The sequence below is a fragment of the Sphingomonas sp. genome, from assembly GCF_036387535.1.
GTDB lineage: Bacteria > Pseudomonadota > Alphaproteobacteria > Sphingomonadales > Sphingomonadaceae > Sphingomonas_R.
In genome coordinates this window covers 1-26575 of record NZ_DASVTO010000109.1, presented here as the reverse complement: position 1 = coordinate 26575, position 26575 = coordinate 1, and the positions used below count along the sequence as shown (strand labels likewise).

Genomic DNA, 26575 nt, shown 5'->3' with positions numbered 1-26575 from the left:
GTAGCACGGCGCCGCCGCCGCGAGGCCGCCCCCCGCGTCCTGGATCAGCAGGTGGACGGGGCTCCAGCCGGTGCGTCCCCCGACCGAGCCCGAATCCTCCAGCGCCGACAGGAAGGCGTGGCCGACGAACGGATTGTCGGTGCCGGCGCAGGCATCCCAGTCCGCGGCGGTGAAATCCGCAAGCCCGCCGGCCATCCGCGCCACCAGTTCGCTCACCGATGCGCGCCTTCGAAGATCACCTCGTCCGCATGCGCGAAGGCGATGCGTTCGGCGGCGGCGTCCCGCACCGTCCAGGTCAAGACCGGCAACCCACGGGCACGAGCGCGGGCGGCGAAGGGGCTTGGCAGGCTGCGAATGTCATAAGCCAGGAAATCGGGTTGCGCGCGCCAGAGCGCAAGGGTGCGCAGCCGATCGGCCCAGGCGCCATGACGGTCCTGTTCGGTCACGACCAGCCCGCGGACGATGGCGGGTGCGTTGCGCCGGAACCAGCGGACGACGCCGGGATGGAAGGACATGATCGCCACCGGGCCACGATAGCCGTCCAGTTCGCGCGCGACCGCCCGGCACAGCGGCACATAGTCCCGCGTCGGCGTCTTCACCTCGATCAGCACCGGCACGCGGCCGAGGGTGCGCGACAGCAGCTGGTACAGCGTCGGGATGGTCTCGTTCGTGCCGGACAGCAGGATGGTGTCCAGCGCCTGCGCATCGCGGGTGGCCAGCGGGCCGCTGTGCGCGGTCAGCCGATCGAGATCGGCGTCGTGGAAGACGAAGGCCTCGCCATCGCGGCTGACCTGGACATCGCATTCGATGCCGTAGCCTGCGGTGATCGCGGCGACGAAGGCGGCACGGCTGTTTTCGACGCGGCCGTCGCCGTGCAATCCGCGATGCGCGAACGGTTGCGCCTTCAGAAAGGCGGTGCGTGCCGGATCGGGAGCCCGCACCGCCGCCGGATCAGGCCGGGCGGATCGCGATGACGGCGTCCACCTCGACCACGGCGCCCAGTGGCAGGACGGGAACGCCCACCGCGCTGCGGGCGTGGCGGCCGGCATCGCCGAACACCGCCACCATCAGTTCGGATGCGCCGTTCGCCACCGCGGGTTGCCCGGTGAAGGCAGGATCGGATGCGACGAACACGCCCAGCTTCACGATCCGTTCGACCCGGTCGAGCGAGCCAAGCGCCTTTTTCACCTGTGCCAGGATCATCACGGCGCAGCGTTCGGCGGCCTTCTTGCCATAATCGGCGTCGCGGGTATCGCCGACATAGCCGGTCATCAGCGCGCCGTCGTCGAACGGCAGCTGACCCGAGAGATGGAGGAGGCCGCCAATCTCCACCGCGGGGACATAGGCGGCGACCGGAGCGGCGGCTTCGGGAAGGGTGATGCCGAGTTCGGCGAGGCGGACGTCGATGCTCATGACAGTTCTTTCCGATGGGGGCGGGGCGGGGTCAAGCCTTTGATGGACGTCTTATTGTCGCGGGCCGTCGGCGAAGCGCGCGAGGATCCAGCCCTGCGCCGCGCGCCAGTCGTCAATGCGGGCGTCCGCATCCGGCGCGGGGGGCACGGCGGGGGCCAGCGTCGGTTCGGACACCATGTGGAGGCGCCAGACCGAGGGGGTGTGGCGCGCGAGCGAGCTGTGGTGCGTGGCAAGATCGTCGACGAACACGGCGGCTGAGGGCTGATATTCCTTCAGCAATGCGGCGGCGGGCACACCCTTGCCGCCCTGGTTGCAGACGACGCGGTGGCGGATGCCGTAGCGATCAAGCTGCGCCACGCGGCCGGCGTGCCAGCATTCGAGGATATTGGTGAGAACGACGACGTCCGCGACCTGTGCGATCGCCGCGAGCGCCTCGGCCGCGTGCGGGACGAGCGTCTGGCGGTCCATTTCGGTTTCGAAGAAGCCGTTAAGCAGCGGCCATAGTTGCTCGTCGGGAAACGGGCTGCCGTCGCTGCGCCGCGTGCTGGCGGTGAAATGGCCGCCATCGGGCCGGAAATCGAGATCATGCACGTCGGCCAGCCAAGCGCCGAAATGAGTCACCATGTGCAGCAGCACTTCGTCGCAATCGGTGATGAGCAGCGGGCGGGTCATGCGGCCAGCATGCCATGCGCGCGGACCAGCGACTCGGGTGGCACGGACAGGGTGGCGGCGCAGGCGACCAGATCGGGTTCGTATGATTCGAGAAAGCCGAGCACCGCGCCCAGCACCGCCGGATCATCCGCCCGCCCGCGCAGATCGGCCGGCGTAAGCCCGGTCAGCGCGAGCAGCCGATCGGCACGACCCTCGTCGGCCAATGTCCATACCAGCGCGTTCAGCGCCAGCGCCGCCGCTTGATCGGCGTTCATTGTATCCTTCGCCGGCATACTCTAGTTCCCGTCCTTAGAGATTCCGGAGGTGCGGTGACGAAGAAAGTCCTGATTGTCGAGGACAACGAGTTGAACCTCAAGCTGTTCTGCGACTTGCTGCGCGCGCACAACTATGACGCATGCCCGGTCAGTGACGGACGGGAAGCGCTTGATAAAGCGCGATCCTTTCGGCCGGACCTGGTTATCATGGACATCCAGCTGCCGCATGTCAGCGGGCTGGACCTGATCGCCGCGATGAAGGCCGATCCGGATTTGCGGGCGATACCGATCATGGCGGTCACCGCCTATGCCGCACATGGCGACGAGGACCGAATCCGCGCGGCGGGCGCGCAGGCCTATGTGTCCAAGCCGATTTCGGTGATGCGGTTCGTGGGATCGGTGGAGGCGCTGTTGTAGCATCGTTACGGCCGGAAGCAGCAGAAACCTGCGGCGTCCGCACCAGATCGTGTCCGAGAGATCCCCGCCGATGCGGGGATGATATCAGGTCCGGGTGGCCGGACCGGAGATCATTTGATCTTGGCTTCCTTGAACTCGACATGCTTGCGCACGACCGGGTCATATTTGCGGAAGGTGAACTTCTCGGTCTGCGTGCGCGGGTTCTTCTTCGTGACGTAGAAGAAGCCGGTGTCGGCGGTGCTGACGAGCTTGATCTTGACGGTGGTCGGCTTTGCCATGACCCTGGAACCTTTGCGAACGCGAAAAAAGAAAGGCGACGTTGCCGCCGCCTATATGCCCCAGCCTTTGGGCGAGGCGCGCGTGCGAGTCAAGTCCGTGGGTGGCAAATCCATCGTCGCGAAGGCGTCTTAATCGGCGGCTAACGGTTCCGGGCGCAAGACCGGCCGCAGGGGAGGACGCCATGGCGACCGCTTATACGCAGATGAATGTGGACGATGTTTCGATCGCGAGCCGGCTGTGCAGCCGGATCGCGGGGCTGGAGGCGGAACTGCCGACCTTGTCGCTCGACCGGCTGATGCAGCGGGTGGGGGAGATTCGCGGGACGGCGCGGTTGCACGGCCTGACCGCGGTGGCCGGCGTTGCCGCCGAGCTGGCGTCCGCGGTCGAACGCGACGGGCGCGCGGCGCTGATCCGGCCCTATCTCGACGGACTGCGCGAGGCATGCGGATGCAGCCCGGGCGACGAGAATGCGGTGCACGCCCTGCTCGCATCGATCAACGTGCGGCTGGCGAGCTGATCCGCGCCGTCGCATAATCCCGATCCATGGATACGCTGCTCGGCAGTTTCATCGCGTGCCTGCTGGCGGAGATCGGTGACCGCAGTCAGTTGCTGGTGATCCTGCTCTGCCTGCGTTTCCCCGAGGACAGGGGGCGGGTGCTGGCGGCGGCGGCACTGGCGGCGCTGGTCAGCACCGGGATCGGCGCGGCGGGGGGCGCGGTGGTGCATGCGATGGTGCCGTTCCGGGGATTGACGCTGATGGTCGCGCTGTCGCTGCTGTCCGCGGGCGTCGGATCCCTGGCGCGGCCGACGACGCCGAAGATGCCGGTATCACCGCGACTCGGCGCCTTTGCCGGCGGCTTCGTCGTACTGCTGGCGGCCGGGATCGGCGACAAGACGCAGTTCCTGGCGTTCGCCCTGTCGGCCAGAGCGGATGCGCCGGTGCTGGCGACCGTCGGCGCGACGTTGGGCGTCATCGCGGCGGCGGTGCCCGCGGCGATGCTGGGGCAACGATTCGTGACAGTGGTGCCGCTCCGGGCGGTGCGGATCGGGATCGGCGCGGTCCTGATCCTGATCGGGATGCTGTTCGCGCTGGATGCCCTGCAGATCCTGTAGCGTCGATCAGCGTCATCGGAGAAATCCGTCACCCGCCACCACCGGGATGCGTCCGGATGCGCTCTGGATCGTTAGAGAGCCGAACCGAACAGATCCGAACAGGAGATCCGCATGACCGATACCCCGACGCCCGAACTGGCAACGCCGACCGACATCGCATCGAACAGCGCGCGGACGGTTGCCGACGCATTGAACGGCATCCTGGCCGACAGCTTTGCCTTGTACCTGAAAACCAAGAACTTTCATTGGCATGTGTCGGGGCCGCATTTCCGCGACTATCATCTGATGCTGGACGATCAGGCCGCGCAGATCCTGGGCACGACCGACGCGATCGCGGAACGGGTGCGCAAGACCGGCAACACGACCTTGCGGTCGATCGGCGACATCGCGCGGCATCAGACGATCAAGGACAATGACCAGCCCTTCGTCAGTGCGGACGCGATGCTGGCCGAACTGCGCGAGGACAATCTGGCGCTGGTCGCATCGTTGCGCGAAGCCAAGGACATCGTGGACGAGGCAAAGGACAATGCGACCAGCGGCATCCTGGACGATTGGACCGACGAAGCGGAAGAGCGGGCCTGGTTCCTGTTCGAGGCGAGCCGCAAGGCCTGACCACACGGCGGGGTAACTTGTGAGGTTGCGCGCCGGCGCGTAAGGCGCGCGGCATGACCGAACCCGTTACCCTCGCCATTCCGAAGGGCCGCATCCTCGACGAGGTGCTGCCGATGCTGGCCGACGTCGGGATCGTGCCGGAACCGGCCTTCAGCGATCCGGCCAGCCGGGCGCTGATGTTCGCGACCAACGATGCCGGCGTGCGGATCATCCGCGTGCGGGCGTTCGACGTCGCAACCTTCGTCGCCCATGGCGCGGCGCAGGTCGGGATCGTGGGATCGGACGTGCTGATGGAGTTCGATTATTCCGAACTCTATGCGCCCGTCGACCTGGGCGTCGGCCATTGCCGGTTGTCGGTTGCGGAACCGGTCGCGCTGGCCGCGGGCGATGATCCGCGCGAGTGGAGCCATGTCCGCGTGGCGACCAAATATCCGAACGTCACCCGCCGGCATTTCGAGGCACGCGGTGTGCAGGCCGAGTGCGTGAAGCTGAACGGGGCGATGGAGATCGCGCCGGTGCTGGGGCTGGCGGACCGGATCGTCGATCTGGTGTCGAGCGGACGGACATTGGTGGAAAACGGCCTGACCGAGGTCGAGGTGATCGCCGAGATATCGGCGCGGCTGATCGTCAACCGCGCCGCGTTCAAGACGCGCAGCGGGCAGATTGCGGCGCTGGTAGAAGGATTTCGAACGGTGGCAGCAGCGATGCAGGTGGCGGCATGACGGCACGGCTGAACAGCCGCGACCCGGCGTTTGCGGCGGCGTTCGACACGCTGGTCAACGCCCGCCGCGAATCGGATGCCGGCGTGCGCGACTCCGTGACCGCGATCGTCGCGGATGTGCGGGCACGGGGCGACATAGCACTGGCGGGCTATACGCAGCAGTTCGACGGCCATACCCTGGACGTGACCGGGTGGGAGGTGCCGAAGGCGGACCGGCGTGCGGCGCTGGACGGGCTGGACCGCGACCTGCGCGCGGCGCTGGAACTGGCGGCGGAGCGGATCCGGACGTTCCACGCGACCCAGGTGCCGGCGGACCGCGACTCGGTCGATGCGCAGGGCGTCCGGTTGGGTGCGCGGTGGCGGCCGGTGGACGCCGCGGGGCTGTATGTGCCGGGCGGGCGCGCGGCCTATCCGTCATCGGTGCTGATGAACGCGTTGCCGGCCAAGGTGGCGGGCGTCGGCCGGCTGACGATGGTGACGCCGACCCCGCGCGGCGAGATCAACCCGCTGGTGCTGGCGGCTGCGGAAATTGCCGGGGTCGATCAGGTGTTTCGCGTGGGCGGCGCGCAGGCGATCGCGGCGCTTGCCTATGGCACCGAGCGGATCGCGGCCACGGACGTCATCGTCGGACCGGGCAATGCCTGGGTCGCGGAGGCGAAGCGGCAGTTATACGGTGTGGTCGGCATCGACATGGTGGCCGGGCCGTCCGAGATCGTGGTGATCGCGGATGCCGCGAACGATCCCGACTGGATCGCGATCGACCTGCTGAGCCAGGCCGAGCATGACCCGGTCAGTCAGTCGATCCTGTTCACCGACGACGCGGCGTTTGGCGATGCGGTGATGGCCGCGGTCGAAGCGCGGCTGGCGACGTTGACCACCCAGGCGGTGGCGCGCGCGAGCTGGAGCGACCATGGCGCGATCATCGTGGTGCCGACGCTGGACGCGGCGATCCCGCTGATCGACCGGCTGGCGCCCGAACATCTGGAGATCGCGACTGCCGATCCGGACGCGCTGTTCGATCGGGTGCGGCATGCGGGATCGGTGTTTCTGGGCCGTCACACGCCGGAAGCGGTGGGCGATTATGTCGCCGGGCCGAATCATGTGCTGCCCACCGGGCGGCGCGCACGATTTTCTTCGGGGCTGTCGGCCCTGGATTTCATGAAGCGGACCAGCTTCCTCGCGCTCGACGAACGGTCGATCCGTGCGATCGGCCCGGCGGCGGTGACGCTGGCGACGGCCGAGGGCTTGCCGGCGCATGCGGCGTCGGTCGCGGTCCGTCTGGGGAGATAGATGATGGCGAAGGTGAACGAACGCGCGCGATCGCGCAGCGCGGCGCGGCTGGCGGCGGTGCAGGCGCTGTACCAGCAGGAGATGGAGACGATCACGCTGCCGAAGCTGCTCGACGAATTTCATCGCCACCGGCTGGGTGCGACGATGGACGATGTCGAATATGCCAACGCGGAGCAGGATTTCTTCGACGATCTGGTCAAGGGCGTCGATGCCCGCCGGGGCGAGGTGGATGCCGCCATCGCCGACAAGCTGGCGACCGGCTGGACGATCGACCGGCTGGACAAGCCGATGCGGCAGATCCTGCGGGCCGGGACCTATGAACTGATCGCGCGGCCCGACGTGCCGACCGGCAGCGTGATATCGGAATATGTCGACGTGGCGGCCGCATTCTATGACAAGCGCGAAAAGGGCTTCGTCAACGGATTGCTGGATGCGGTGGCGAAGGCGGTCCGCGCGGCGTGAGCCGTTCGACCTGACAGCCGAGACCTTGCCCCGAACGATCGGGCGGAGACGATGGCGCCGATGTCCGACGAAGCCGCCTTCATCGACCTGTTGAAGGGTATTGCCCGCAACCCCGCGGCGCGCGGGTTGATGGATGACGCGGCATTGTTCGTGCCGCCACCGGGACGCGGGCTGATCCTGACGCACGACATGCTGGTGGAGGGGGTGCATTTCCTGTCCGGTGACCGGCCGGCGGATGTCGCGTGGAAGCTGGTGGCGGTGAACCTGTCCGACCTGGCGGCGAAGGGCGCGCGGCCCGAAGGCATGCTGCTGGGATATATGCTGGGTCCGGACCGCGCGTGGGACGCGGCGTTCGTCGCGGGTCTGGCGGCGGTGTCGGATGCGTTCGGGATCCCGTTGCTGGGTGGGGATACGGTTTCGGCGGGGCGCGGCCCGCGCGCGCTGGGGCTGACGGCGATCGGATCGGTGCCGGCCGGCGGCGCGCCGGCGCGCGCGGGCGCCACGCCGGGCGACGATTTGTGGGTGACGGGTACGATCGGAGATGCAGGCGCGGGGCTGGCCTGCGCCCTGGCAGGACGGACCGGGCCGGCGGCATTGCTGGCGGCGTACCACCGCCCGCAACCGCAGATCGCCGCGGGTGCGGCGCTGGTGCCGCTGGCGCGGGCATCGGCGGACGTGTCGGACGGGTTGCTGATCGACGCGGCGCGGATCGCGAAGGCGAGCGGATGCGCGGTGCGGATCGATCTGGACCGCGTGCCGCTGTCGCCCGATCTGATGGCGCATGCGGGCGACGGGATCGACGCGCGGCTGGCGGCGGTGACTGCGGGGGATGATTATGTGCTGCTGATCGCGGTGGCGGAGGGCGATGCGCCCGAATTGCGCGCGCGGGCTGATGCGATTGGTGTCGATATCGCCCGGATCGGCGGCTTTTCGGCTGGAGAGGGTCTGTCGCTCCATCATGAAAATCGGTCGATCGGTGTCCCAGATCGGCTCGGTTACCAGCATGGTGCAACCGCGATCCGGTGAGGTGCGTAGGAACCGCATCCCTGCCCATGCGTATCAGCATCCTACTCGACGCAATGACTGCACGGGTCGTCGTCATCATAGGGAGGTTATTATGGGTCTGATCATGTGGTTGATCGTGGGTGGTGTCATCGGCTGGCTGGCCAGCATCATCATGCGCACCGACGCACAGCAGGGGATCCTGTTGAACATCGTCGTCGGCATCGTGGGTGCCTTCATCGGTGGCCTGATCCTGAGCGGCGGATCGATCAACAGCGCGCCGCTGAACCTGACGACGTTCCTGGTATCGTTGCTGGGCGCGGTCATCCTGTTGGCGATCGTCAATCTGGTGCGTCGCGGACGCGTCCGCTAAACGATCCCGAGCTAATGATTAGAAAGCCGCCCCGGAGCACCGGGGCGGCTTTTTCATGTCTGCACGAGGGATGATCCACCAGTGATCCGGTTGACCGAGGGTGCGGTACGGCCCGGACCGGGCATTTGCGGATTGCGTCGCATCTCCTATGTGACGTCGCCATGTCCAATTCATCCCAATCCACGCCGCCGACCGTGCATATGGTCGGATCCAATCCGACGCTTCTCTGGGGCATGAACAGCAGCGAGCGCACGCGCCGGATCGCCGCCGCGGCCGGCCTGCCCGTCTCCGACGGTCCCATGACCGGGCCGGCCCTGCTCGTCGATGCCGGGTTCGCATTCGATCCGGCCTGGCTGCGGACGCTGGCGACACGGCCGGGTCATGTCCTGACCGTCGGCGGCCGACCGGTGATCGCGCATGCGGTGGACAACGCCGATCAGGCAGCGGCCGCGATGGCGGCTGGGCAGATGCCGGCGGGACTGGTCGTCATGGCGCGCGAACTGGGCGGTGCGATGGTCAACGAGCAACTCCGTAAGCGGGAGGTGCCGTTTGCGGCCCCCCTGGAGCCGGGCAGCGTCCGCGCGCTGGAGCGCGCCAGCTATTTCGGCGCCTATAAGGGCGTGACCGACATTCTGACCAAATATCTCTGGCCCGAATGGGCGCTGGTCCTGACCCGGCTGTGCGCGCGGGTGGGCATCACGCCCAACATGGTGTCGCTGGCGGGCGCCTCGCTCTGCGTCGCGGCGACCATCCTGTTCGCCTATGGCGCCTATTGGACCGGGCTGGCGCTTGGCTTCATCTTCATGGTGCTGGACACGGTGGACGGCAAGCTGGCGCGGTGCACGATCACCTCCTCCCCTTGGGGGCATCTGCTGGATCATGGCGTCGACCTGATCCACCCGCCCTTCTGGTATGTCGCCTGGGGATTGGGGCTCTATGCCTGGAACCTGGAACTGGCTACGCCGATCTTTCGCATCGTCATGGCTGTGATCGTCGGCGGATATGTCGCACAGCGGGTGATCGAGGGTATATTCATCCGCTGGTTCGGAATGCATATCCATGTCTGGCGCAAGATCGACAGCGATTTCCGGCTGATCACCGCGCGTCGCAACCCCAATGTCGTGATCCTCGCCGGCTTCCTGCTGTTCGGACGTCCGGACCTGGGGCTGGTCGGCGTGGCCTGGTGGACGGCGATCTCGCTGATCGTGCATCTTTCGCAGATGGCGCAGGCGGCGGTCGTGCGGATGCGCGGCGGCACCATAACCTCCTGGCTGGGATGAACGCATGAACGCCACCATTCACCGCTTCGGCTATCCGGCGACGCTGATTGCCGAGCATGACCATTGGGTCGTGCTGCTCCGCCCCGATCAGCCGACGCTGGGATCGCTGGTGCTGGCGGCGAAGTCCGACGTCACCGCCTTTTCTGCGCTGCCGCCCGCTGCCTTTGCCGAACTGGCATCGGTGATCGCGGAGATAGAGGCGGCGCTTGGACATGCGGTGGACTATGCCCGCATCAACTATCTGATGCTGATGATGGTCGACCCGCATGTCCATTTCCATGTCCTGCCCCGCTATGACGGGACACGGACCGCGGGCGACCTGGTCATTGCCGATGCCGGGTGGCCGAAGGCGCCGGCGCTGGGCGATGCGGTGACACTGGACCCGGCGCAGACCACCGCGCTGGTCGCCTGGCTGAAATCCTGCTGGCGCTGACTTACCGCCCGGCCGCGGCCCATTTGTCGGTCAGCGCGCGCGCGATGTCGAGATCGGCCGGATAGTCGACCTCCGCCCATTCCAAACCCTTGATCGACCGGGTCGACACCGTCCCGGATGGTGCGATCCGGTCGATCACCTTGAGATACCAGCTCGTCACCCCGACCGGATCGTGCAGGATCGCATCGACGGACGCCACGAACTGCCGAGCGCCGTCGCCGCGAAATGCCAGAAAGCCGATTGATTCGGCATCGGGAATATCGTCGTCCAGCACCTTGCCGATCCGTACCAGGCGATCGCCGGACCGGACGACCTTCATATCGTCTTCGTCATAATCCGGCTTCTCGTCGATCGTGACCGTGATCGGGGCATCCGACTGGACCACGCGCGCCACGATTTCCGGCGCGATCAACGTATCGCCATTGAGGATGAGGAAGTCGTCCTGCATCCGTTCGCGCGCCATCCACACCGACCCGACATTTTCCGCGACATGGTAGAAGGGGTTGAACAGCGTGCGCACCCCCGGGTCGCCCCGGGCCGCGATCACCGCATCGACCAGATCGGACCGGAAGCCGGTCACGACCGTGATGTCGCGCACGCCACCGGCGCGCAATGCATCCAGCTGCCATTCCAGCAGCGTGCGGCCGCTGAAATCGATCAGGCATTTCGGCCGATCCTCGGTTAGCGGCAACAGGCGGGATCCCTTGCCCGCACTCAGGATCACGGCACGTTCGAACGACATGGCGGCTACTCGCTCACAAAACTCGACAATCTGCGCTAGACCGCCGCAATGTGGCCAAAAGCGGGACGGACCGGGATATGATGCAGTGGACCGCTCTGGTTCTGGCCGGGCAGCGCCCCGGCATCGATCCGCTTGCGCAGGCATTCGGGGCCGAGTGGAAGGCGCTGGTCCCCATCGCGGGCGAGCCGATGCTGACACATGTCATCCGCACGCTGCTGCACTGTCCGGAGATCGGCAGGATCGTCGTCGCGGGGCAACGCCCCGACCTGTTGGCAGCGGGCTGGCCCGCCGCGGAACCGCGGCTGTCGTTCACGCAAAGCACCACCGGGATTTCGCGCAGTATCGCCGCCGTCGCGGGCACCGCCATCGCACCCTGGCCGCTGCTGGTGACGACCGCCGATCACCCGCTGCTGACGCCGGACATGGTAGCCGGTTTTCTGCATGATGCGGAGGATGCGGACGTCGCGGTCGGCATGGTGGAACGGCGCACGATGATGCACGCCTATCCCGACACGCGCCGGACCTGGCTGAAATTTCGGGGGGGTGCCTATAGTGGCGCCAATCTGTTCGCGCTGCGGACATCGAAGGCGCAGGCGGCGCTGACCCTGTGGGCGCGGGCGGAACAGGATCGCAAGCAGGCGCTGAAGCTGTTCTGGCATTTCGGGCCCCTGCTCGCGCTGCGTGCGATCACCCGCACGATCCGCGGGCCGGACGCCCTGCGCATCGCGGGCCGCCGGCTGGGGATGGAGGCCAGGCTGATCGCCCTGCCGCAGGCCGAAGCCGCCATCGACGTCGACAAACCCGCGGATCACATGCTGGCCGAGACCATCCTCGCCCGGCGGCAATCCGAGGTTGCGGTGGCGATCAGACGTCCAGATTAGCCACGGACAGGGCATTGTCCTGGATGAATTCGCGGCGGGGTTCGACGACGTCGCCCATCAGGCGCGTGAAGATCTCGTCGGCGACATCGGCCTGTTCGACCTCGACCCGCAACATGGCGCGGTTGGCGGGATCGAGCGTGGTTTCCCACAATTGTTCGGCGTTCATTTCGCCGAGCCCCTTGTACCGGGCGATGGCAAGGCCCTTGCGGCCCGCCGCGAGGATCGCGTCGAGCAGTTCGGACGGACGCGAGATCGCACGGCCGCGGGTGTCGGCGACGGGTTCGTCATCGTCGGGCGCGGCGGCCTCGACCGGCTTGTCGGCCGCCTTCTGCGCGATCAGGCGCGAGCCGTGGGTGTAGGCTTCGGCCTGTTCGGTGGCGAGCGCATGCAGCTTGCGCGCCTCCGCCGATCCGACGAATGCGGCATCGACGATGTGGTGATCGGTGACACCGCGCCAGAAACGCAGGAAATGATAGCCGCCGTCACCGGTGACCTCCGCCGACCAGCGCGCTTCAGGGTCGGCGCGCCCCTGCCATGCCGCCGCCGCCTGACCCGCCGGCCCGCGATCGCGAACCTCCGGATCGAACCCGCCGAGCAGCGCCAGCGCCTCGATCACCGCCGGATCGTAGCGCCGCGGAACATAGGTCATCAGCGTCCGCATGCGGCGCGCATGATCGAGCAAGCCCTTCAGATCGCTGCCCGAACGCGGGCCTTCCGCGGTTTCCAGGATCATGCCGCCCAATCCCGCGTCGACCAGATAATCGTCGAGCGCGGCATTGTCCTTGAGATAGACCTCCGACCGGCCCTTCGCGACCTTGTAGAGCGGCGGTTGCGCGATGTAGAGGTGCCCGCCTTCGATGATCGGCTTCATGTGGCGATAGAAGAAGGTCAGCAGCAGCGTGCGGATGTGTGCGCCGTCGACATCGGCGTCGGTCATGATGACGATCTTGTGGTAGCGCAGCTTGTCGAGGTTGAAATCGTCGCGGCCGATGCCCGTGCCCATCGCCTGGATCAGCGTGCCGACTTCCTTCGATGACAGCATGCGATCGAAACGGGCGCGTTCGACGTTCAGGATCTTGCCCTTCAACGGCAGGATCGCCTGATATTGGCGGTTGCGGCCCTGCTTCGCCGATCCGCCCGCCGAGTCGCCCTCCACCAGGAACAGTTCGGACTTGGCGGGATCGCGTTCCTGGCAATCGGCGAGCTTGCCGGGCAGCGAAGCGATGTCCATCACGCCCTTGCGCCGGGTCAGTTCACGCGCCTTCTTCGCGGCTTCGCGCGCGGCGGCGGCGTCGATCACCTTCTGAACGATCGCCTTGCCGTGCGCGGGATTTTCCTGGAGCCATTCGGCGAGCTTGTCGGCCATCAGCGATTCGAGCGGCTGGCGCACTTCGGACGAGACCAGCTTGTCCTTGGTCTGGCTGCTGAACTTCGGATCGGGCAGCTTGACCGACACGATCGCGGTCAGCCCTTCGCGCATGTCGTCGCCGGTCAGCGTCACCTTCTCCTTTTTCAGGAGACCCGATTTTTCGGCATAATTGTTGATCGTGCGGGTGAGTGCGGCGCGGAAGGCGGCCATGTGCGTGCCACCATCGCGTTGCGGGATGTTGTTGGTGAAGGCCAGCACCTGCTCATAATAGCTGTCGTTCCATTCCAGCGCGACGTCGATGCCGACATCGTCGCGCGCACCGTGGATCGCCACCGGTTCCGGCATCAGCGGGGTCTTGGTACGATCGAGATATTTGACGAACGCCGCGATGCCGCCTTCGTAGAAGAGTTCGACGGTCTTTTCCTCGGCATGGCGCGCATCGACCAGGAACAGCCGGACGCCCGAATTGAGGAAGGCCAGTTCGCGATAGCGATGTTCGAGCTTGTCGAAATCGAACTCGGTGATCTTGAAGGTGTTGGGGCTGGGCAGGAAGGTGACGCGCGTCCCCTTCTTGGTGCCGGCATCGCCGACGACCTTGAGCGGGGCGACGGCGTCGCCGTGGGCGAAGCGCATATAATGCTCCTGCCCATCGCGCCAGATGGTGAGATCGAGGAAGGTCGACAACGCGTTCACCACCGACACGCCAACGCCGTGCAGGCCGCCCGAAACCTTGTAGGCGTTGGAATCGTTGGTGTTATCGAACTTTCCGCCGGCGTGGAGCTGGGTCATGATGACCTCCGCCGCCGACACGCCTTCTTCGGTATGGATGCCGGTCGGGATGCCGCGGCCATTATCCTCGCACGACACCGAACCGTCCGGGTTGAGCGTGATGACGATGCGATCGCAATGCCCCGCCAGCGCCTCGTCGATCGCATTGTCGCTGACCTCGAACACCATGTGGTGAAGGCCGGACCCGTCGTCGGTATCGCCGATATACATGCCCGGGCGCTTTCGCACCGCGTCGAGGCCCTTCAGAACCTTGATGGAGTCTGCGCCATATTCGCCGGATTGGGGTGTGCTTGCCATGCCGCGGATATAGGCATCCGGTACGCGAATCGGAAGCGAAATGGCGCGGAAGGCCGTGGAGGCCGCGGACAGGCGACGTCGGCTGTCCGTGGTTCAGAACAGCCCGAGCGCCGCGACCTCCGTCTTTTCCAGGTCGATGCCGAAAACGAGGCTGAGCCGCATGCGGTACACGCGCGGGTCGGTCAGGTCCGTGCCGATCGCCTCGGTACCGTTGCGGCGGCGATAATGGCGGTCGGTGAGACTGGCAAAGCCGCTGGGCAACACGATGCTGGCGATCGCGATGGTGGTGAAGCGATGGTTGGGCACGGTCGCGATATGGTGGTTGCACTGTTCCAGATCGGCCGGCCAGACCGGGGCGGCGGTAAAACTATATTGCCGGATCGCGCCGCCGCCGGGCTGCGGCACGCCGCGCGCATCGGTGGCATGGAGATCGCCGTCGCGGGTGAGGATCCAGCCATGCCCGGCATCGCGGACGAGGTGGTGGACCGCGCCGTCCGGTGTCTTCGCCTGTGCCCCGTCCACCAGCGGCATCGGCGGCGTGTAGGCGCCGCCAAAGCCGGCATCCGCGATCCAGGCGCCATCGGGCAGTTCGACCAGGCTGAGGCAGTGGGTGCGCGAGGGGACGGCGGCCGGATCGGTGAGATCGGCAACCCCCAGCCAGACGCGCGCGAGCAGCGGGCGGACCACGAAGCCGAGCGCGTCCAGCGCGCGGCCGAACAGCTGATTATGTTCGAAGCAATAGCCGCCGCGGCGGCGCAGGACGAGCTTGTCGAAGACCGCGTCGGGATCCAGGCTGATCCCGCGGCCGAGCAGCACGTCCAGATTTTCGAACGGGATCGCCATGCGATGCGCCCGTTGCACCAGCGCCAGTCCGTCCGCATCCGCGGCAGGCACATCGGGCACGCCGATCCGCGCGAGATAGGTGGCGAGATCAAAGGGCAGGGTCATGGTCGGGGATCATCCGGGCGGCTTTTGCCGGCCTTCTTGTCGTGCGGCGCATCGGGAGACAAGAAAAACCCCGTCGGCCCAGGGGAAGGCCGACGGGGTTCCAAGGTGTTCGGTTCGGGGGATCGCGACGCTTTGCGCGCCTTGCGAGCGGGGGAGACGCATTCGGCCGGGTGTTATACCGCCGGACGGATCAATAGGATTGCTGCCGTTCGTACAGCGTTTTGTAATGCTGGATCCGCGTCACGCGCAGGCCTGGCATGCCGGAACGGTCGACCGCACGCTGCCAGCTGGCGAACTCCTCCAGGCTCAAGCCGTAACGGTCGCAGACCTCGTCCACCGACAGCAGCCCACCGCTGACGGCAGCGACGACTTCGGCCTTGCGGCGGACGACCCAGCGGGTCGTGTGGGGTGGCGGCAGGCTGTCGACCGTCAGCGGTTCGCCGAGTGGGCCGATCACTTGTGCAGGCCTGATATTCTGATTTTCGATCATCATTACCTCAGAACGCTGGGCCTGTTTGAAACGGCGGCCTCACTCTCGATGGCCAATGTTTAGTGCGGTGGGCTTGAAGGAAGGCTGAAACGGCAAGGTAAAGGACATGGTCACCTTCATAACGGCTTCATCACTGGAAACTTGAGCGCGAGCGCGGAATCAAAGCTGCCGTCCAATGCCGCGGCGGCGCGGACCCAGCCCGGTTCGCACCGCATCAGCACGACCAGAGCCATGTCGGGTGTGGTGGATTGCGCATCGGCAAGCGCGATGCGTTCGGCCACCATGGCGGTCACGCCCCGTGCCTGCGCCGCGGCGAGGCCGGCGACGATCGATCGGTAATCCAGAGTTCCGGTCCGCACGCGAGCGCGAGTCCGTCGGTGAAAACCAAGATCCATGCGGCATCCGTCAATCGTGCGACGGGCCACCGTAACGTCTCAGGGTTTAGGGCGGGTAAAGTCGGGGTCCCGGACATGGCACAAATGCGCTATGGCATTCCCCATGATGGCGGATTTTCAATTGGGCGACGATCTGGCGGGCAAGCGGATCCTGGTCGCGATGTCGGGCGGGGTGGACAGTTCGGTGGTGGCAGCGCTGGCCAAGGCCAGCGGCGCGGAGACGATCGGCGTCACCCTGCAGCTATATGATCATGGTGCGGCGGTGAAGCGGGCGGGCAGTTGCTGCGCGGGGCAGGATATCCGCGACGCGCGTGCGGTGGCGGATCGGCTGGGAATCGCGCATTATGTGTTCGATTATGAAAGCCGGTTCCGCGACGGGGTGATCGCCGATTTCGCGGACGAATATGCGCGCGGGCGCACGCCGATCCCCTGCGTGCGGTGCAATCAGGGGGTGAAGTTCACCGACCTGTTCGGGATCGCGCGCGAATTGGGGGCGGATTGCCTGGCGACCGGCCATTATGTGCGGCGGGTGATGGGGCCGGCGGGGGCCGAACTGCACCGCGCGATCGACCCGGCGCGCGATCAGAGCTATTTCCTGTTCGCAACAACGCAGGACCAGCTGGACTATCTGCGCTTTCCGCTGGGCGGGATGCCCAAGGCGCGGGTGCGCGAGATCGCAGCGGAACACGGGCTGACCGTGGCGGCAAAGCCCGATAGCCAGGACATCTGTTTCGTGCCGGACGGCGATTATGCCACCATCGTCAAGCGGTTGCGGCCGGAAACCGGCGAGGCCGGCGAGATCGTCGACCTGAACGGACGGGTGCTGGGCACGCATCGGGGAATCGCGCATTTCACGGTCGGGCAGCGCCGCGGGCTGGAGATTGGGGGCAGCCCGGTGCCGCTATATGTCGTGCGGCTGGAGCCGGAGGCGCGGCGGGTGGTGGCCGGGCCGCGTGCGGCGCTGGCGGTGACAGCAGCGCGAATCGAGGATCGCAACTGGATCGGCGGTGATCAGGACGGGCCGGTGATGGCGAAGGTGCGTTCGATGGCGAAGCCGGTGCCGGCGTGGCTGGAGGGCGATCGGGTGCGGTTCGCAAGCCCTGAATATGGCGTGTCGCCGGGGCAGGCGGCCGTGCTGTATGCCGGCGAGCGCGTGCTGGGTGGCGGCTGGATCGCCGAGACGGAGCCCGCCGCACTGGTGGCGTGACCGCACCGGTCGATCGCGTGCGGGGGGTGGATCGCGGCGGCCGCCCCCGCTAGAGCGCCGATCCCGCGGCCGGGCGCCGCACCACCGGGACAGGCGGCAATCCATGACGACGGCGGGAGCGCTGGGACTCGATTTCGGCACGACGAACAGCGTGGTGGCGGTGTCCGGCGTGGCCGGGCAGTCCGACCTGGTGGAATTTGCACGACAGGGGCAGGCGAGCGCGGTGTTCCGGTCGGCGCTGTGTTTCTGGCAGGACAGCGCGGCGCGGGGCGGCGTGGCAGTCGAGGCCGGACCTTGGGCGATCGCGGAATATCTGGAGGATCCCGACGGCAGTCGGTTCCTGCAATCGTTCAAGTCGGTCGCGGCCAGCGCAAGTTTCGAAACGGCATCGGTGTTCGAGAAACGCTATCGCTTCGAGGAGCTGGGTCGGGTGTTCCTGGACCGGATGGTCGCGCATGGCGGCGGCGCGTTGAACGCGCCCCGGCCGGAGCGGATCATCGTCGGGCGGCCGGTGGAATATGCCGGCGCGCGGCCCGATCCGACGCTGGCGCGGGCACGCTATGATGCGATGTTCGCGGGGTTCGGCCGTGAGCTTCACTATGTCTATGAGCCGCTGGGCGCGGCGTTCAGCTACGCATCCCGGTTGAAAGATGCGGCGACGATCCTGGTGGCGGATTTCGGCGGCGGCACCAGCGATTTTTCCGTCGTTCGGGTGGCGGCCCCGGGCGCGGCCAAACGCTGCGTACCGCTGGGCCATGCCGGGATCGGGATTGCGGGCGATCGGTTCGACTATCGCATCGTCGATCGGCTGGTGCTGCCGATGCTGGGCAAGGGCAGTTCCTACCGATCGTTCGACAAGGAATTGGAAGTGCCGCGCAGTTACTATGCGGACTTCGCCGACTGGTCGCGATTGGCGCTGATGCGCAACCGCCGCACGCTGGACGAACTGGCCAAGCTGAAGAAGACGGCGACGGACGCCGCGGCGATCGGCCGGATGATCGCGGTGATCGAGCATGAGCTGGGATACAAGCTGTATGATGCCGTGGGCGTGTGCAAGCGCGCGCTGTCCGATGCGGAGACGGCGCCGTTCCGCTTCTCCGGTGGCGGGATCGAGATCGAGACGCTGGTACGGCGCGCCGAGTTCGAGGCGTGGATCGCCGACGATCTGGCGCGGATCGCCGCGACGGTCGACCGTGCGCTGACGGCCGCCGGGGTTGCCGCGACCGCGATCGACCGCGTGTTCCTGACCGGTGGATCATCGCTGATCCCGGCGGTGCTCCGGATTTTCGACACCCGGTTCGGGCCGGAGCGGATCGCGACCGGCGGCGAGCTGACATCGATCGCGCATGGACTGGCGCTGATCGGTCAGGAAGCGGACGTGGCCGCTTGGGCGGCGTGACGCGGCGGGCCCGGTTCCGGGCCGGGCCGCCGATCACCAGATCTCGTCGTCCATTTCCGGCGCGGGCGCCGGGGCGTGGCCCAGGGCGGCACCCAGACGGGCACGCATCGCGGCCAGCGTGACATCATCGACCGCCGCGGCGCGACCGGTGGGGACACGCAGCAGCCGCGCGCATTGTTCCAGCAACTGCGCCACCAAGTCGAGATCCTGAAGCTGGATCCGGTGCCGTTCGACCACGACCGGATCGATGCAGAGCGAAACCCCGAGTTCCTCGGCCAGCAGGCGCGCCGCGAGCAATTCGTCCGCCAACGCGCCGAGCAGCAGCGCGTCCTCGTCGGCCGCAATGGCCGTGGCGGCGTCGAACCGCGTCATGTCAACCACGGCATTGCGTCAGGATGACGCGCGCAAGCTTTGCGATTTCGACGGGTTCGCGGACGTTGGCGGAGCCGAATTCATACCCCGTGATGATCTTGTCGGCATCCAGCACCGGGGTGATGGCGAGGCCGCCGGCATCGCGCATCGCCTTTGCGCCGGCGACACCGTCCTCACCCTCCGCACCCAGCAGCACGCCCAGCGTCTGGCGCCCCCCCGCCTTGGCCAGGGCGGCGTAGAGCAGCGAGATCGAAGGCCGCTGGCCCAGCACCGCCGGCTTGTCGAGCAGGCGGATAGTGCCGTCCGGCCAGCGATCGATGACCATGTGCAGCCCCTCCGGTTCGGCGAGGTAGATGTGGCCGGGTTCGATGCGGGTGGCGTCGGCGGCCTTCACCACCTTCGGCAGCACGATTTCGGACAGCTGGGCCGCGATGCTGTCGGCAAGCTCCGGCCGGATCTGTTGCACCACCAGGATCGGGGGGCAGTTGACCGGCATGCTTTCGAGCAGTTCGAACAGCATCTGGGTGTTCGAGATGTCGGCCCCGATCGCGACCAGCTTGCCGTTCCAGGTGAACGGTTCCGACGCCAGCGCGCGGGCCTTGCTCTTGGCCTCCGCCGCACCACCGGCCGGGGCGCCGGGCGTGCCGCCACTGGTGCGCGCGGCCAGCTTGGCCGACGCGGTCTTCAGCGTCTTTGCAAGGCTGTCGATGATCTTCGCCAGTTCGGCGGGGGTCGCGACCTTGGGCTTCGGGAAGCAGTCGATCGCGCCGAGACGCAGCGCATCGACCGATGCGGCGGCGCCCTTCTGCGTCAGCGTGGAGAACATGACGACCGGCCGCGGCGCGGAGCTCATCAATTCTTCCAGAAACTCGATCCCCGACATGCCGGGCATTTCAATGTCGAGCGTGATGACGTCGGGATCGAGATCGCGGATCATGGTGCGGGCCTGATCGGCGCCGTTAGCAGCGCCGAGGACGTCGATCCCCTTCACCTTTTCCAGCGATCCGGAGATGAGCGCGCGCATCGTGAGGGAGTCATCGACGACGAGGACCGTGGTGTTCTTCATGGAAAGCGGGCTCCCGAAAGCAAGGGAAGGAGTGGGGAGATCAGGCGGCTTCGGCGAGCATGGTGACGCCGCCGCCACCACCCAGCCGATCGAGATCGAGGACGAGGATCATCCGGTTGTCGACGGTGGCGAGACCATCGAGGAAGCTGGCGGCTTCCGACGAGCCGACGTCGGGTAGCGGTTGCATGTCTGCATCCTGGATCGTGACGATATCGTTGACGGCATCCACGATCACACCCTGAAGCTGTTCGCCGATCCGGACGACGATGATGACGTGGCGCGCGGTCGGTTCGGTCAGCCCCCAGCCGAGCCGCATGCGCAGATCCAGCACCGGAAGCACCACGCCGCGCAGGTTGACGACGCCGCGCACATATTCGGGTACGTTCGGCAGCGGCGTGGCCGGCGACCAGGCGCGGATTTCCCGGATCGCCATGATGTCGATCCCGAGCGACTGCTCGCCCAGTTCAAAAGTGATGAGCTGACGGATCATGCAGGCTTCCTCCAGGGCATTCTTATGCGATCAGAGCATGACCCGGCGTATCGCCGTCGCCAGCTTGTCGGGATGAAACGGCTTCACGATCCATCCGGTGGCACCCGCCGAACGGGCACGCTGCTTCTTCTCGTCCGAAAACTCCGTCGACAAAACCAGGATCGGCATGCGGGCATATTCTGCCTTCGCACGCATGGCCTCGATCAGGCCGAAACCGTCCATGCGCGGCATGTTGATATCGGTGATGACAAGGTCGGGGGCGGCGTCGCCGATGCGTTCGAGGGCGTCGATGCCGTCCTCCGCTTCGGCAACGGTGTAGCCCTGGGCACTGAGCGCATTGCGGAGCAGGGCGCGCATGCTGGGAGAGTCATCGACGGTCATGATGGTGCGGGTCATGAAAATCTTCCTGGCAGGATATGGTTTAGAAAAGGTCAACGTCGCCGTCGTCGATCGGGGCCGGCACGCGCCGCGGTGGCGGTGCGGCGACGCGATCGACCGGCGTGTCGGCGACAATCTTTGACCGGGCGCGTCCGAGCGCCGGCTGAAACTCGACCCGGCGCGCGAACTTGCCGCCAAGATCCTGCGCCAGCAGCGGGATCCCTTCATCGGCCAGGAAGGCGCGCGCGAAATCGCCATTGGCGGTTCCGATCGCCTGCATCCCGGAATGGAGGTTGCCGCCGCCGTAGAGATGCGCGCGCAGCCGCGGCCGCTGCGCACCATGGCGCAGCATGGCGTTGATCAGCAGTTCCATCGCATGGACGCCGTAGCGCTGCTGCGTTACCGGATCGAGGATCTGGTTGCCGTGCGGGTGGGCGAGCAGGAAATGGTTCATGCCGCCGACCTTCGCCACCGGATCGTAGAGGCAGGCCGCGACGCAGCTGCCCAGGATGGTGGTGAGCATGGTCGTGGGATCGAGCGAGACCTGATATTCGCCCTGCGGCACATTGACGTGCCGGAAACCGTCCTGGCGCAGGACGGGAGCGGGGATGGGCGGCGGCGCGGGCCGGGCCGGGCGAGGGGGGGGCAGAAAACTCATAGCCGCGTCAATTCGAGCGCGCGTCCGGCGACACGGTCCAGCGGCAGCTGATATTCCACCGCGCCGATGTTATGCGCGACGCCGGGCATGCCATAGACGACCGAGGTCGCCTCATCCTGACCGATGGTGCGGGCGCCGGCATTGCGCATGTCGAGCAGGCCGTGGGCACCGTCCTGACCCATGCCGGTCAAGAGGATGCCGACCTGGCCTGCGCCGAACTTCGCGACCGACCGAAACAGCACGTCGACCGATGGCCGGTGACCGCTGACCGTATCGCCCGCGAACAGCCGCAGACGCGGCAGCCGGCCGCCGAGCGCCTCCATATGGGTGGCGCCACCGGGCGCGAGATAGACGTGCCCGGTTTGCAGGACCATGCCGCTTTCCGCCTCTACCACCGTCGGCGCGCAGCTGCGATCCAGGCGGCTGGCGAAGCTGGCGGTGAACAGCGACGGGAGATGCTGCACGATCATCGTCGGCGGGCAGTTGGCGGGCATCTGGCTGAGCACCGCCAGCAGCGCCTCCACGCCGCCGGTCGATGCGCCGATCGCGATCATGGCGCCGGGGCGCGGGCGATAGTTGGTCGGGACCGGACGAACCGGCGAGACCACGGCCGCCGCCGGGCGGATCGTGCGCGGACGGCTGTTCGTGGCGGCCCGCACGATCGCGGCGAGCGCGCCATTGTCGCCTTCCCGGATGTTCGACGGCTTGGCATAGCAATCGAACGCGCCGAGTTCGAGCGCGCGCAGCGACGCTTCCGCCCCGCGCGTGGTGAGGGTGGAAACCATCACGACCGGCATCGGCCGGAGCGTCATGATCTTTTCCAGGAAATCCAGGCCGTTCATGCCCGGCATCTCGACATCGAGCGTCAGGACGTCCGGATCCAGTTCCTTGATCATGGTGCGGGCCTGCATTGGATCGCTCGCCTGGCCCACGACCTGAATCGCGGGATCAAAGGACAGCAGGCGCGCGACGACGGCGCGCATCGTGGCGCTGTCATCGACGATCAGGCAGCGAAGCGGCTTGGTTCGAGCAGCCGTCAGGGTCGTCATCTGGTTCATCCACGCCTCCGGAAGATTGTCTGACCGGCCGGTTCGAACCGGTCGGTGGCGGGACCGACCAGACGTTCGGAATGGCCGATGTAGAGAAAGCCGTTCGGAACGAGCTTTTCGTGAAAGCGCTCGATCAGCCGGGCCTTGGTTGGTTCGTCGAAATAGATCATGACGTTGCGGCAGAAGATCGCGTCGAACTTGCCCTTGATCGGCCATTCGTCGAGCAGGTTGAGTTGCCGGAAGGCGACCAGTTTCTGGATCTCCGGCCCCATCACCACCGTGTCGCCCGCCGTCTTCATCCATAACCGGGCATAGCGATCGGGGATGTCCGGACCCTGCGCGATCGGGTAGCGACCGGCCTTGGCGGCGGCGATGACATGCGGGGCCAGGTCGGTCGCGAGGATCGCGACGTCACCGCCGATGATCCGGTTGGCTTCGGCGCGGTCGGTGCCGAGCAGCGTCATCGCCATGCTGTACGGTTCCTCCCCGCTGGACGAGGCGGAGGACCACAGCCGCACGGGATTGCCGGCCGCGATGCGTTTCAGCAGCAGCGGACGCAGCGTCGCCGTCATATGATCGAAATGATGATCTTCGCGGAAGAAGCGCGTGTGGTTGGTGGTCAGCGCGTAAACGGCGCGCTTGCGTTCCTCCGCATCGGTGCGCAGCATTTCGACATAGTCGGAAAAGCGCGTCATGCGATGTTCGCGCAGGAACTTCGCCAGCCGCGAATAGACCAGCTGCGTTTTCGCTTCGGACAGGAAGATCCCGCTATGCGCATGCACCATGCGCGCGATCACGTCGAAATCCTGGCGGGTGAAGACGAACCCTTCGTCCGATGTTCCGAGACCGGCGACGTTCATGCCGCGATCCCCTGCACCATCACCGGATCGCGGTGGCGGGCGATGATCGAGTCGACGTCGAGGATCAGCGCGACCCGCCCGTCGCCCAGGATGGTCGCGCCGGCAAGGCCCGCGACCGCCCCGAAATTGGTCTCCAGGCTCTTCACGACGACCTGGCGCTGATCCTGGATGTCGTCGACCATCAGGATGGCGCGGCCGGCATCGCTTTCGACCACCACCAGCACCGCTTCGGACGGGTTGAGGCGGGCGCCCGGCACCTTCAGCATGCGGCCGATCTGCTGGATCGGCAGATAGCTGCCGCGCACGTCGAGCACCGTGCTGCCCGGTCCCATCGACCGGAGGTCGCGATCCTCCGGCCGCAGGCTTTCGACGATGTGGGTGAGCGGGATGACATAGGTCTGTTCCCCGACCGACACGATCATGCCGTCGAGAATGGCGAGCGTCAGCGGGAGCGTGAGCCGGAAGGTGGAGCCATGGCCGAATTTGGACGTGATGCTGATCCGCCCGCCCAGCGCCTGCACATTCTTGCGTACCACATCCATGCCGACGCCGCGGCCCGAGATGTTGGAGACGGTGGCGGCGGTGGAAAAGCCGGGGGCGAAGATGAGGTTCTCGATCTCCTCCTCCGACAGTTGCTGATCCGGGGCGATGATGCCGCGTTCGATCGCCTTGGCGCGGACGCGGGCGGTGTCGATGCCGCGGCCGTCGTCGGAGACCGAGATCACGATGCGACCACCGCGATGCTCCGCCGCCAGCCGCACGACGCCTTCCGCCGGCTTGCCGAGCGCGATGCGTTCGTCGGGCATTTCCAGGCCGTGATCGACGGCGTTGCGGATCATGTGGGTGAGCGGTTCGCCGATGCGTTCGACCACGGTCTTGTCGACCTCGGTCATCTCGCCTTCGACCTGCAGCTTGACGCGCTTACCGGTATCGGCCTCCAGTTCGCGGATGATGCGGGGCACGCGGTTGAACACCGACTTCACCGGCTGCGCGCGGATCGACATCGCGCTGTCCTGCAATTCCCCGGTCAGATGCGCGAGATCGCCCAGTTCATCGATCGCGGCGAGACCGTTCAGCGACAGGCGCTGGCTGAGCATCGCCTGGGTGATGACGAGTTCGCCGACCAGGTTGATCAGACGATCGAGCTTGTCGAGTTCGACGCGGATGGTGGAGGCGGCCGCGACGCCGCGCGGAGCGGAGGCTTCGCCGTCGTCCGCCGTGGGATCGGCGGGCTTCGCGATCGGCTTGGCCGCGGGTTTGGCCGCCGGCTTCGCCGCCGCCGGCGCGGCAGCGGGCATGCTGGCGGGTGCGGGTGCGGCCTTTGCGGCGACCGGAGCGGCCGGCGCAGGATCGGGCGCGCTGGCCGCGACGGGCGCATCGCCCGGCCGCTCGATCGCGATCGTGCATTCGGTCGACAGGAAATCGAAGATCGCGGCGATATCGTCGCGTGCGACGTCGCCCGGCACGTCATATTCCCAGCCGCAATAGCTGGTTTCCGGGGCGAGATCCTCCAGAACCGGTACTTCGCCATGATCGAAGGTGACGAGCGTTCCGCCGAGCGCGGCGAGTTCTCCGATCAGCAGCAGCGGTTCGCCGCCATTGTCGAACGCGCTGGGGCCGGGGACATAGCGGACCCGCCATGGTGCGGGCGGGGTGATATCCGCCAGCAACGAATCGAAATCGAAATCCATCCCCGCGTCGAACAGGCCGAATGCCTCGCCCTCGCCGTCCGGTTCCGCCACCGGCGCGCCGCCATCCTCGCCGATCGGCTCGCCTTCCGCGACCGCGCACAGGCGGGCGAGGACGGCGGCATCGTCGGGCGTGTCGCATTCGCGCTTGGCCGCGGCGACATGATCGGTCAGCAGATCGAACGCCGCGAACAGCAAGGTGCGGAGCGCGGGAGTCGATTCAAGCTGTCCGGTGCGCAGCCCGTCGAGCACCGTTTCGAAATGATGGGTGAAACCCTGCAGCCGATCATGGCCGAACGCGCCGGCGCCGCCCTTGATCGAATGGACCGCGCGGAAAATGGTGTTGACCGCCTCCGCATCCGACGGATCGCTGTCATGCTGCGCAAGATGGGTTTCGACGGCGGTCAGGCCCTCGTCGCATTCCAGGAAGAAAATGCCTTCGATCTCATCAAGCTGCATCGGACGATCCTTCGGCGACAATCGGGTCGATCCCTGACCACAGCAGGGGTTCGGCGCCCACCAGGGTGCAGGCGTCGAGCAGGGGCTGGCTGACCGGGGACAGGATGAAATCGCGACGGGCGGCGTCCGCGGATTGGCGGGCGGCGATCAGCAGCTGCACCCCGGCCATGCCGACCCGCTGGACGGGCGTGCCATCCAGCTGGATCGGGCCCGTGCCGCCATCGGCCAGCGCGGCGCGCAGGACCGATACGAACGCGGTTGCGGCACCGGTATCGAGATGTTCGGGCAGTGGGATCGTCATAACATCATCCTGTCAGAGCAAGTGACGGCTCAGAATTGCGACCAGTCGTCGGCGTTGGCTTCGATCTTGAGGGCGAGTGCGCCGTGGGTTTGTGGTGCGGGTGCGGTGCGGCGTTGCGCGACGATCTTGCGCGGTGGGGGTGCGGCGGCGCGGGGAGCGGCGCGTTCGGCGGGTGCGGTGCGCACGGGGGGGGCCTGCGTCATCTGGAAACGGGCGACGTGGCGTGCGAGATCCTCGGCCTCTGCGGCCAGGCTGCGGGCGGCGGCGGTGCTTTGCTCGACCATGGCGGCGTTCTGCTGGGTCACCGAGTCCATTTCGCCGACGGCGGTGTTGACCTGTTGCAGGCCCGACGCCTGCTGTTCGGCCGAGGTGGTGATGTTGGAGACGAGCTGGCTGATCTCCGCGATGCGCGACAC

At 66.9% G+C, this 26575-nt stretch carries 34 protein-coding genes and 1 pseudogene; 14 read left to right on the top strand and 21 right to left on the bottom strand.

Features of this window, described 5'->3' with window-relative positions; genetic code table 11:
- The 5 genes from VF649_RS10295 to VF649_RS10275 form a co-directional block, all read right to left on the bottom strand.
- Window positions 1-216: peptidogalycan biosysnthesis protein (locus VF649_RS10295; protein WP_331011868.1), on the bottom strand; the 216-nt coding region annotated here is incomplete at its 3' end.
- Entirely contained in the window at window positions 213-941 is a 729-nt protein-coding gene (locus tag VF649_RS10290) for a glycerophosphodiester phosphodiesterase family protein (protein ID WP_331011867.1), read from the bottom strand. The genes VF649_RS10290 and VF649_RS10295, both read right to left, overlap by 4 nt.
- 10 nt (window positions 942-951) lie before the next feature.
- Window positions 952-1413, bottom strand: a complete 462-nt coding sequence (locus tag VF649_RS10285) for a RidA family protein (RefSeq protein ID WP_331011866.1) — start codon at window positions 1411-1413, stop codon at window positions 952-954.
- A 51-nt stretch (window positions 1414-1464) separates the two neighbouring features.
- The gene (locus VF649_RS10280) at window positions 1465-2085 is read right to left on the bottom strand and encodes an HAD family hydrolase (RefSeq protein WP_331011865.1); all 621 of its coding nucleotides are present in this window, start codon (window positions 2083-2085) and stop codon (window positions 1465-1467) included.
- Window positions 2082-2339 carry a DUF3572 family protein gene (locus VF649_RS10275; RefSeq protein WP_331011864.1) on the bottom strand — a complete coding sequence of 86 codons (258 nt, stop codon included), beginning with the start codon at window positions 2337-2339 and terminating at the stop codon, window positions 2082-2084. The genes VF649_RS10280 and VF649_RS10275 overlap by 4 nt, the downstream gene beginning before the upstream one ends.
- 54 nt (window positions 2340-2393) lie before the next feature.
- Between VF649_RS10275 and VF649_RS10270 the strand changes: the two genes are divergently transcribed.
- Window positions 2394-2756, top strand: coding sequence for a response regulator (locus VF649_RS10270; RefSeq protein ID WP_331011863.1), 363 nt, complete (start codon window positions 2394-2396; stop codon window positions 2754-2756).
- Between the two features lie 110 nt (window positions 2757-2866).
- Here the strand turns inward: VF649_RS10270 and rpmG are convergent, their stop codons facing one another.
- Window positions 2867-3034, bottom strand: coding sequence for a 50S ribosomal protein L33 (gene rpmG / locus VF649_RS10265; protein WP_157174781.1), 168 nt, complete (start codon window positions 3032-3034; stop codon window positions 2867-2869).
- 182 nt (window positions 3035-3216) lie between these two features.
- On the opposite strand from rpmG, the gene VF649_RS10260 reads away from it, so the two are divergent.
- The 10 genes from VF649_RS10260 (at window position 3217) to VF649_RS10215 (ending at window position 10321) form a co-directional block, all read left to right on the top strand.
- Window positions 3217-3552 carry a hypothetical protein gene (locus VF649_RS10260; protein ID WP_331011862.1) on the top strand — a complete coding sequence of 112 codons (336 nt, stop codon included), beginning with the start codon at window positions 3217-3219 and terminating at the stop codon, window positions 3550-3552.
- Between the two features lie 26 nt (window positions 3553-3578).
- A complete protein-coding gene (locus tag VF649_RS10255) occupies window positions 3579-4148 on the top strand; it encodes a TMEM165/GDT1 family protein (protein WP_331011861.1) in 570 nt (189 codons plus the stop codon).
- Between the two features lie 111 nt (window positions 4149-4259).
- Window positions 4260-4760 (top strand): DNA starvation/stationary phase protection protein, encoded by a 501-nt coding sequence (locus tag VF649_RS10250; RefSeq protein ID WP_331011860.1) that lies wholly within the window; start codon window positions 4260-4262, stop codon window positions 4758-4760.
- Window positions 4761-4813: 53 nt separating this feature from the next.
- Window positions 4814-5482, top strand: coding sequence for an ATP phosphoribosyltransferase (hisG, locus tag VF649_RS10245; RefSeq protein WP_331011859.1), 669 nt, complete (start codon window positions 4814-4816; stop codon window positions 5480-5482).
- Window positions 5479-6771: a histidinol dehydrogenase gene (hisD, locus tag VF649_RS10240; RefSeq protein ID WP_331011858.1), complete on the top strand. Its 1293-nt coding sequence runs from the start codon at window positions 5479-5481 to the stop codon at window positions 6769-6771. The genes hisG and hisD overlap by 4 nt, the downstream gene beginning before the upstream one ends.
- Window positions 6772-6774: 3 nt before the next feature.
- Window positions 6775-7233, top strand: a complete 459-nt coding sequence (gene nusB / locus VF649_RS10235; RefSeq protein WP_331011857.1) for a transcription antitermination factor NusB — start codon at window positions 6775-6777, stop codon at window positions 7231-7233.
- 60 nt (window positions 7234-7293) lie between these two features.
- Entirely contained in the window at window positions 7294-8259 is a 966-nt protein-coding gene (thiL, locus tag VF649_RS10230) for a thiamine-phosphate kinase (protein ID WP_331011856.1), read from the top strand.
- Between the two features lie 91 nt (window positions 8260-8350).
- Window positions 8351-8608, top strand: coding sequence for a GlsB/YeaQ/YmgE family stress response membrane protein (locus VF649_RS10225; RefSeq protein WP_331011855.1), 258 nt, complete (start codon window positions 8351-8353; stop codon window positions 8606-8608).
- 161 nt (window positions 8609-8769) lie between these two features.
- Window positions 8770-9888 (top strand): CDP-alcohol phosphatidyltransferase family protein, encoded by a 1119-nt coding sequence (locus tag VF649_RS10220; RefSeq protein ID WP_331011854.1) that lies wholly within the window; start codon window positions 8770-8772, stop codon window positions 9886-9888.
- A gap of 4 nt (window positions 9889-9892) precedes the next feature.
- The gene (locus VF649_RS10215; RefSeq protein WP_331011853.1) at window positions 9893-10321 is read left to right on the top strand and encodes an HIT family protein; all 429 of its coding nucleotides are present in this window, start codon (window positions 9893-9895) and stop codon (window positions 10319-10321) included.
- A gap of 1 nt (window position 10322) precedes the next feature.
- Here the strand turns inward: VF649_RS10215 and VF649_RS10210 are convergent, their stop codons facing one another.
- Entirely contained in the window at window positions 10323-11063 is a 741-nt protein-coding gene (locus VF649_RS10210) for a phosphocholine cytidylyltransferase family protein (RefSeq protein ID WP_331011852.1), read from the bottom strand.
- Between the two features lie 80 nt (window positions 11064-11143).
- On the opposite strand from VF649_RS10210, the gene VF649_RS10205 reads away from it, so the two are divergent.
- Window positions 11144-11944, top strand: coding sequence for a nucleotidyltransferase family protein (locus VF649_RS10205; RefSeq protein WP_331011851.1), 801 nt, complete (start codon window positions 11144-11146; stop codon window positions 11942-11944).
- Here VF649_RS10205 and gyrB read toward each other — a convergent pair.
- The 4 genes from gyrB to VF649_RS10185 all read right to left on the bottom strand — a co-directional run bounded on the left by gyrB (window position 11928) and on the right by VF649_RS10185 (window position 16196).
- Window positions 11928-14399, bottom strand: a complete 2472-nt coding sequence (gyrB, locus tag VF649_RS10200; protein ID WP_331011850.1) for a DNA topoisomerase (ATP-hydrolyzing) subunit B — start codon at window positions 14397-14399, stop codon at window positions 11928-11930. The two genes, VF649_RS10205 and gyrB, sit on opposite strands and share 17 nt — an antisense overlap.
- Before the next feature lie 93 nt (window positions 14400-14492).
- A complete protein-coding gene (locus VF649_RS10195; protein WP_331011849.1) occupies window positions 14493-15347 on the bottom strand; it encodes an arylamine N-acetyltransferase family protein in 855 nt (284 codons plus the stop codon).
- Between the two features lie 190 nt (window positions 15348-15537).
- Window positions 15538-15837 carry a DUF1153 domain-containing protein gene (locus VF649_RS10190; RefSeq protein ID WP_331011848.1) on the bottom strand — a complete coding sequence of 100 codons (300 nt, stop codon included), beginning with the start codon at window positions 15835-15837 and terminating at the stop codon, window positions 15538-15540.
- Between the two features lie 116 nt (window positions 15838-15953).
- Window positions 15954-16196: a hypothetical protein gene (locus VF649_RS10185; RefSeq protein ID WP_331011847.1), complete on the bottom strand. Its 243-nt coding sequence runs from the start codon at window positions 16194-16196 to the stop codon at window positions 15954-15956.
- Window positions 16197-16335: 139 nt separating this feature from the next.
- Here VF649_RS10185 and mnmA point away from each other — a divergent pair, with 139 nt between their 5' ends.
- Window positions 16336-17439 (top strand): tRNA 2-thiouridine(34) synthase MnmA, encoded by a 1104-nt coding sequence (gene mnmA / locus VF649_RS10180; protein WP_331011846.1) that lies wholly within the window; start codon window positions 16336-16338, stop codon window positions 17437-17439.
- A 103-nt stretch (window positions 17440-17542) separates the two neighbouring features.
- Window positions 17543-18838 (top strand): Hsp70 family protein, encoded by a 1296-nt coding sequence (locus VF649_RS10175; protein ID WP_331011845.1) that lies wholly within the window; start codon window positions 17543-17545, stop codon window positions 18836-18838.
- A gap of 33 nt (window positions 18839-18871) precedes the next feature.
- Here VF649_RS10175 and VF649_RS10170 read toward each other — a convergent pair whose 3' ends face one another.
- The 10 genes and pseudogenes from VF649_RS10170 to VF649_RS10125 all read right to left on the bottom strand — a co-directional run.
- Complete coding sequence (locus VF649_RS10170) at window positions 18872-19210, bottom strand: hypothetical protein (protein WP_331011844.1); 339 nt, start codon at window positions 19208-19210, stop codon at window positions 18872-18874.
- A 1-nt stretch (window position 19211) separates the two neighbouring features.
- Window positions 19212-20276 (bottom strand): chemotaxis protein CheB, encoded by a 1065-nt coding sequence (locus VF649_RS10165; protein ID WP_331011843.1) that lies wholly within the window; start codon window positions 20274-20276, stop codon window positions 19212-19214.
- 40 nt (window positions 20277-20316) lie between these two features.
- Window positions 20317-20766, bottom strand: a complete 450-nt coding sequence (locus tag VF649_RS10160; protein WP_331011842.1) for a chemotaxis protein CheW — start codon at window positions 20764-20766, stop codon at window positions 20317-20319.
- Window positions 20767-20796: 30 nt separating this feature from the next.
- Window positions 20797-21162: a response regulator gene (locus VF649_RS10155; protein WP_331011841.1), complete on the bottom strand. Its 366-nt coding sequence runs from the start codon at window positions 21160-21162 to the stop codon at window positions 20797-20799.
- Between the two features lie 25 nt (window positions 21163-21187).
- The gene (locus VF649_RS10150) at window positions 21188-21802 is read right to left on the bottom strand and encodes a chemotaxis protein CheD (RefSeq protein WP_331011840.1); all 615 of its coding nucleotides are present in this window, start codon (window positions 21800-21802) and stop codon (window positions 21188-21190) included.
- A complete protein-coding gene (locus tag VF649_RS10145; RefSeq protein ID WP_331011839.1) occupies window positions 21799-22851 on the bottom strand; it encodes a chemotaxis response regulator protein-glutamate methylesterase in 1053 nt (350 codons plus the stop codon). Before VF649_RS10145 ends, VF649_RS10150 begins: the two co-directional genes overlap by 4 nt.
- Window positions 22852-22856: 5 nt before the next feature.
- A complete protein-coding gene (locus VF649_RS10140; RefSeq protein ID WP_331011838.1) occupies window positions 22857-23711 on the bottom strand; it encodes a protein-glutamate O-methyltransferase CheR in 855 nt (284 codons plus the stop codon).
- Window positions 23708-25858, bottom strand: coding sequence for a chemotaxis protein CheA (locus tag VF649_RS10135; protein ID WP_331011837.1), 2151 nt, complete (start codon window positions 25856-25858; stop codon window positions 23708-23710). The genes VF649_RS10140 and VF649_RS10135 overlap by 4 nt, the downstream gene beginning before the upstream one ends.
- Window positions 25848-26159 carry an STAS domain-containing protein gene (locus VF649_RS10130; RefSeq protein ID WP_331011836.1) on the bottom strand — a complete coding sequence of 104 codons (312 nt, stop codon included), beginning with the start codon at window positions 26157-26159 and terminating at the stop codon, window positions 25848-25850. Before VF649_RS10130 ends, VF649_RS10135 begins: the two co-directional genes overlap by 11 nt.
- Before the next feature lie 29 nt (window positions 26160-26188).
- Window positions 26189-26575 (bottom strand): annotated as a pseudogene (locus VF649_RS10125) (methyl-accepting chemotaxis protein); the annotation flags it as partial.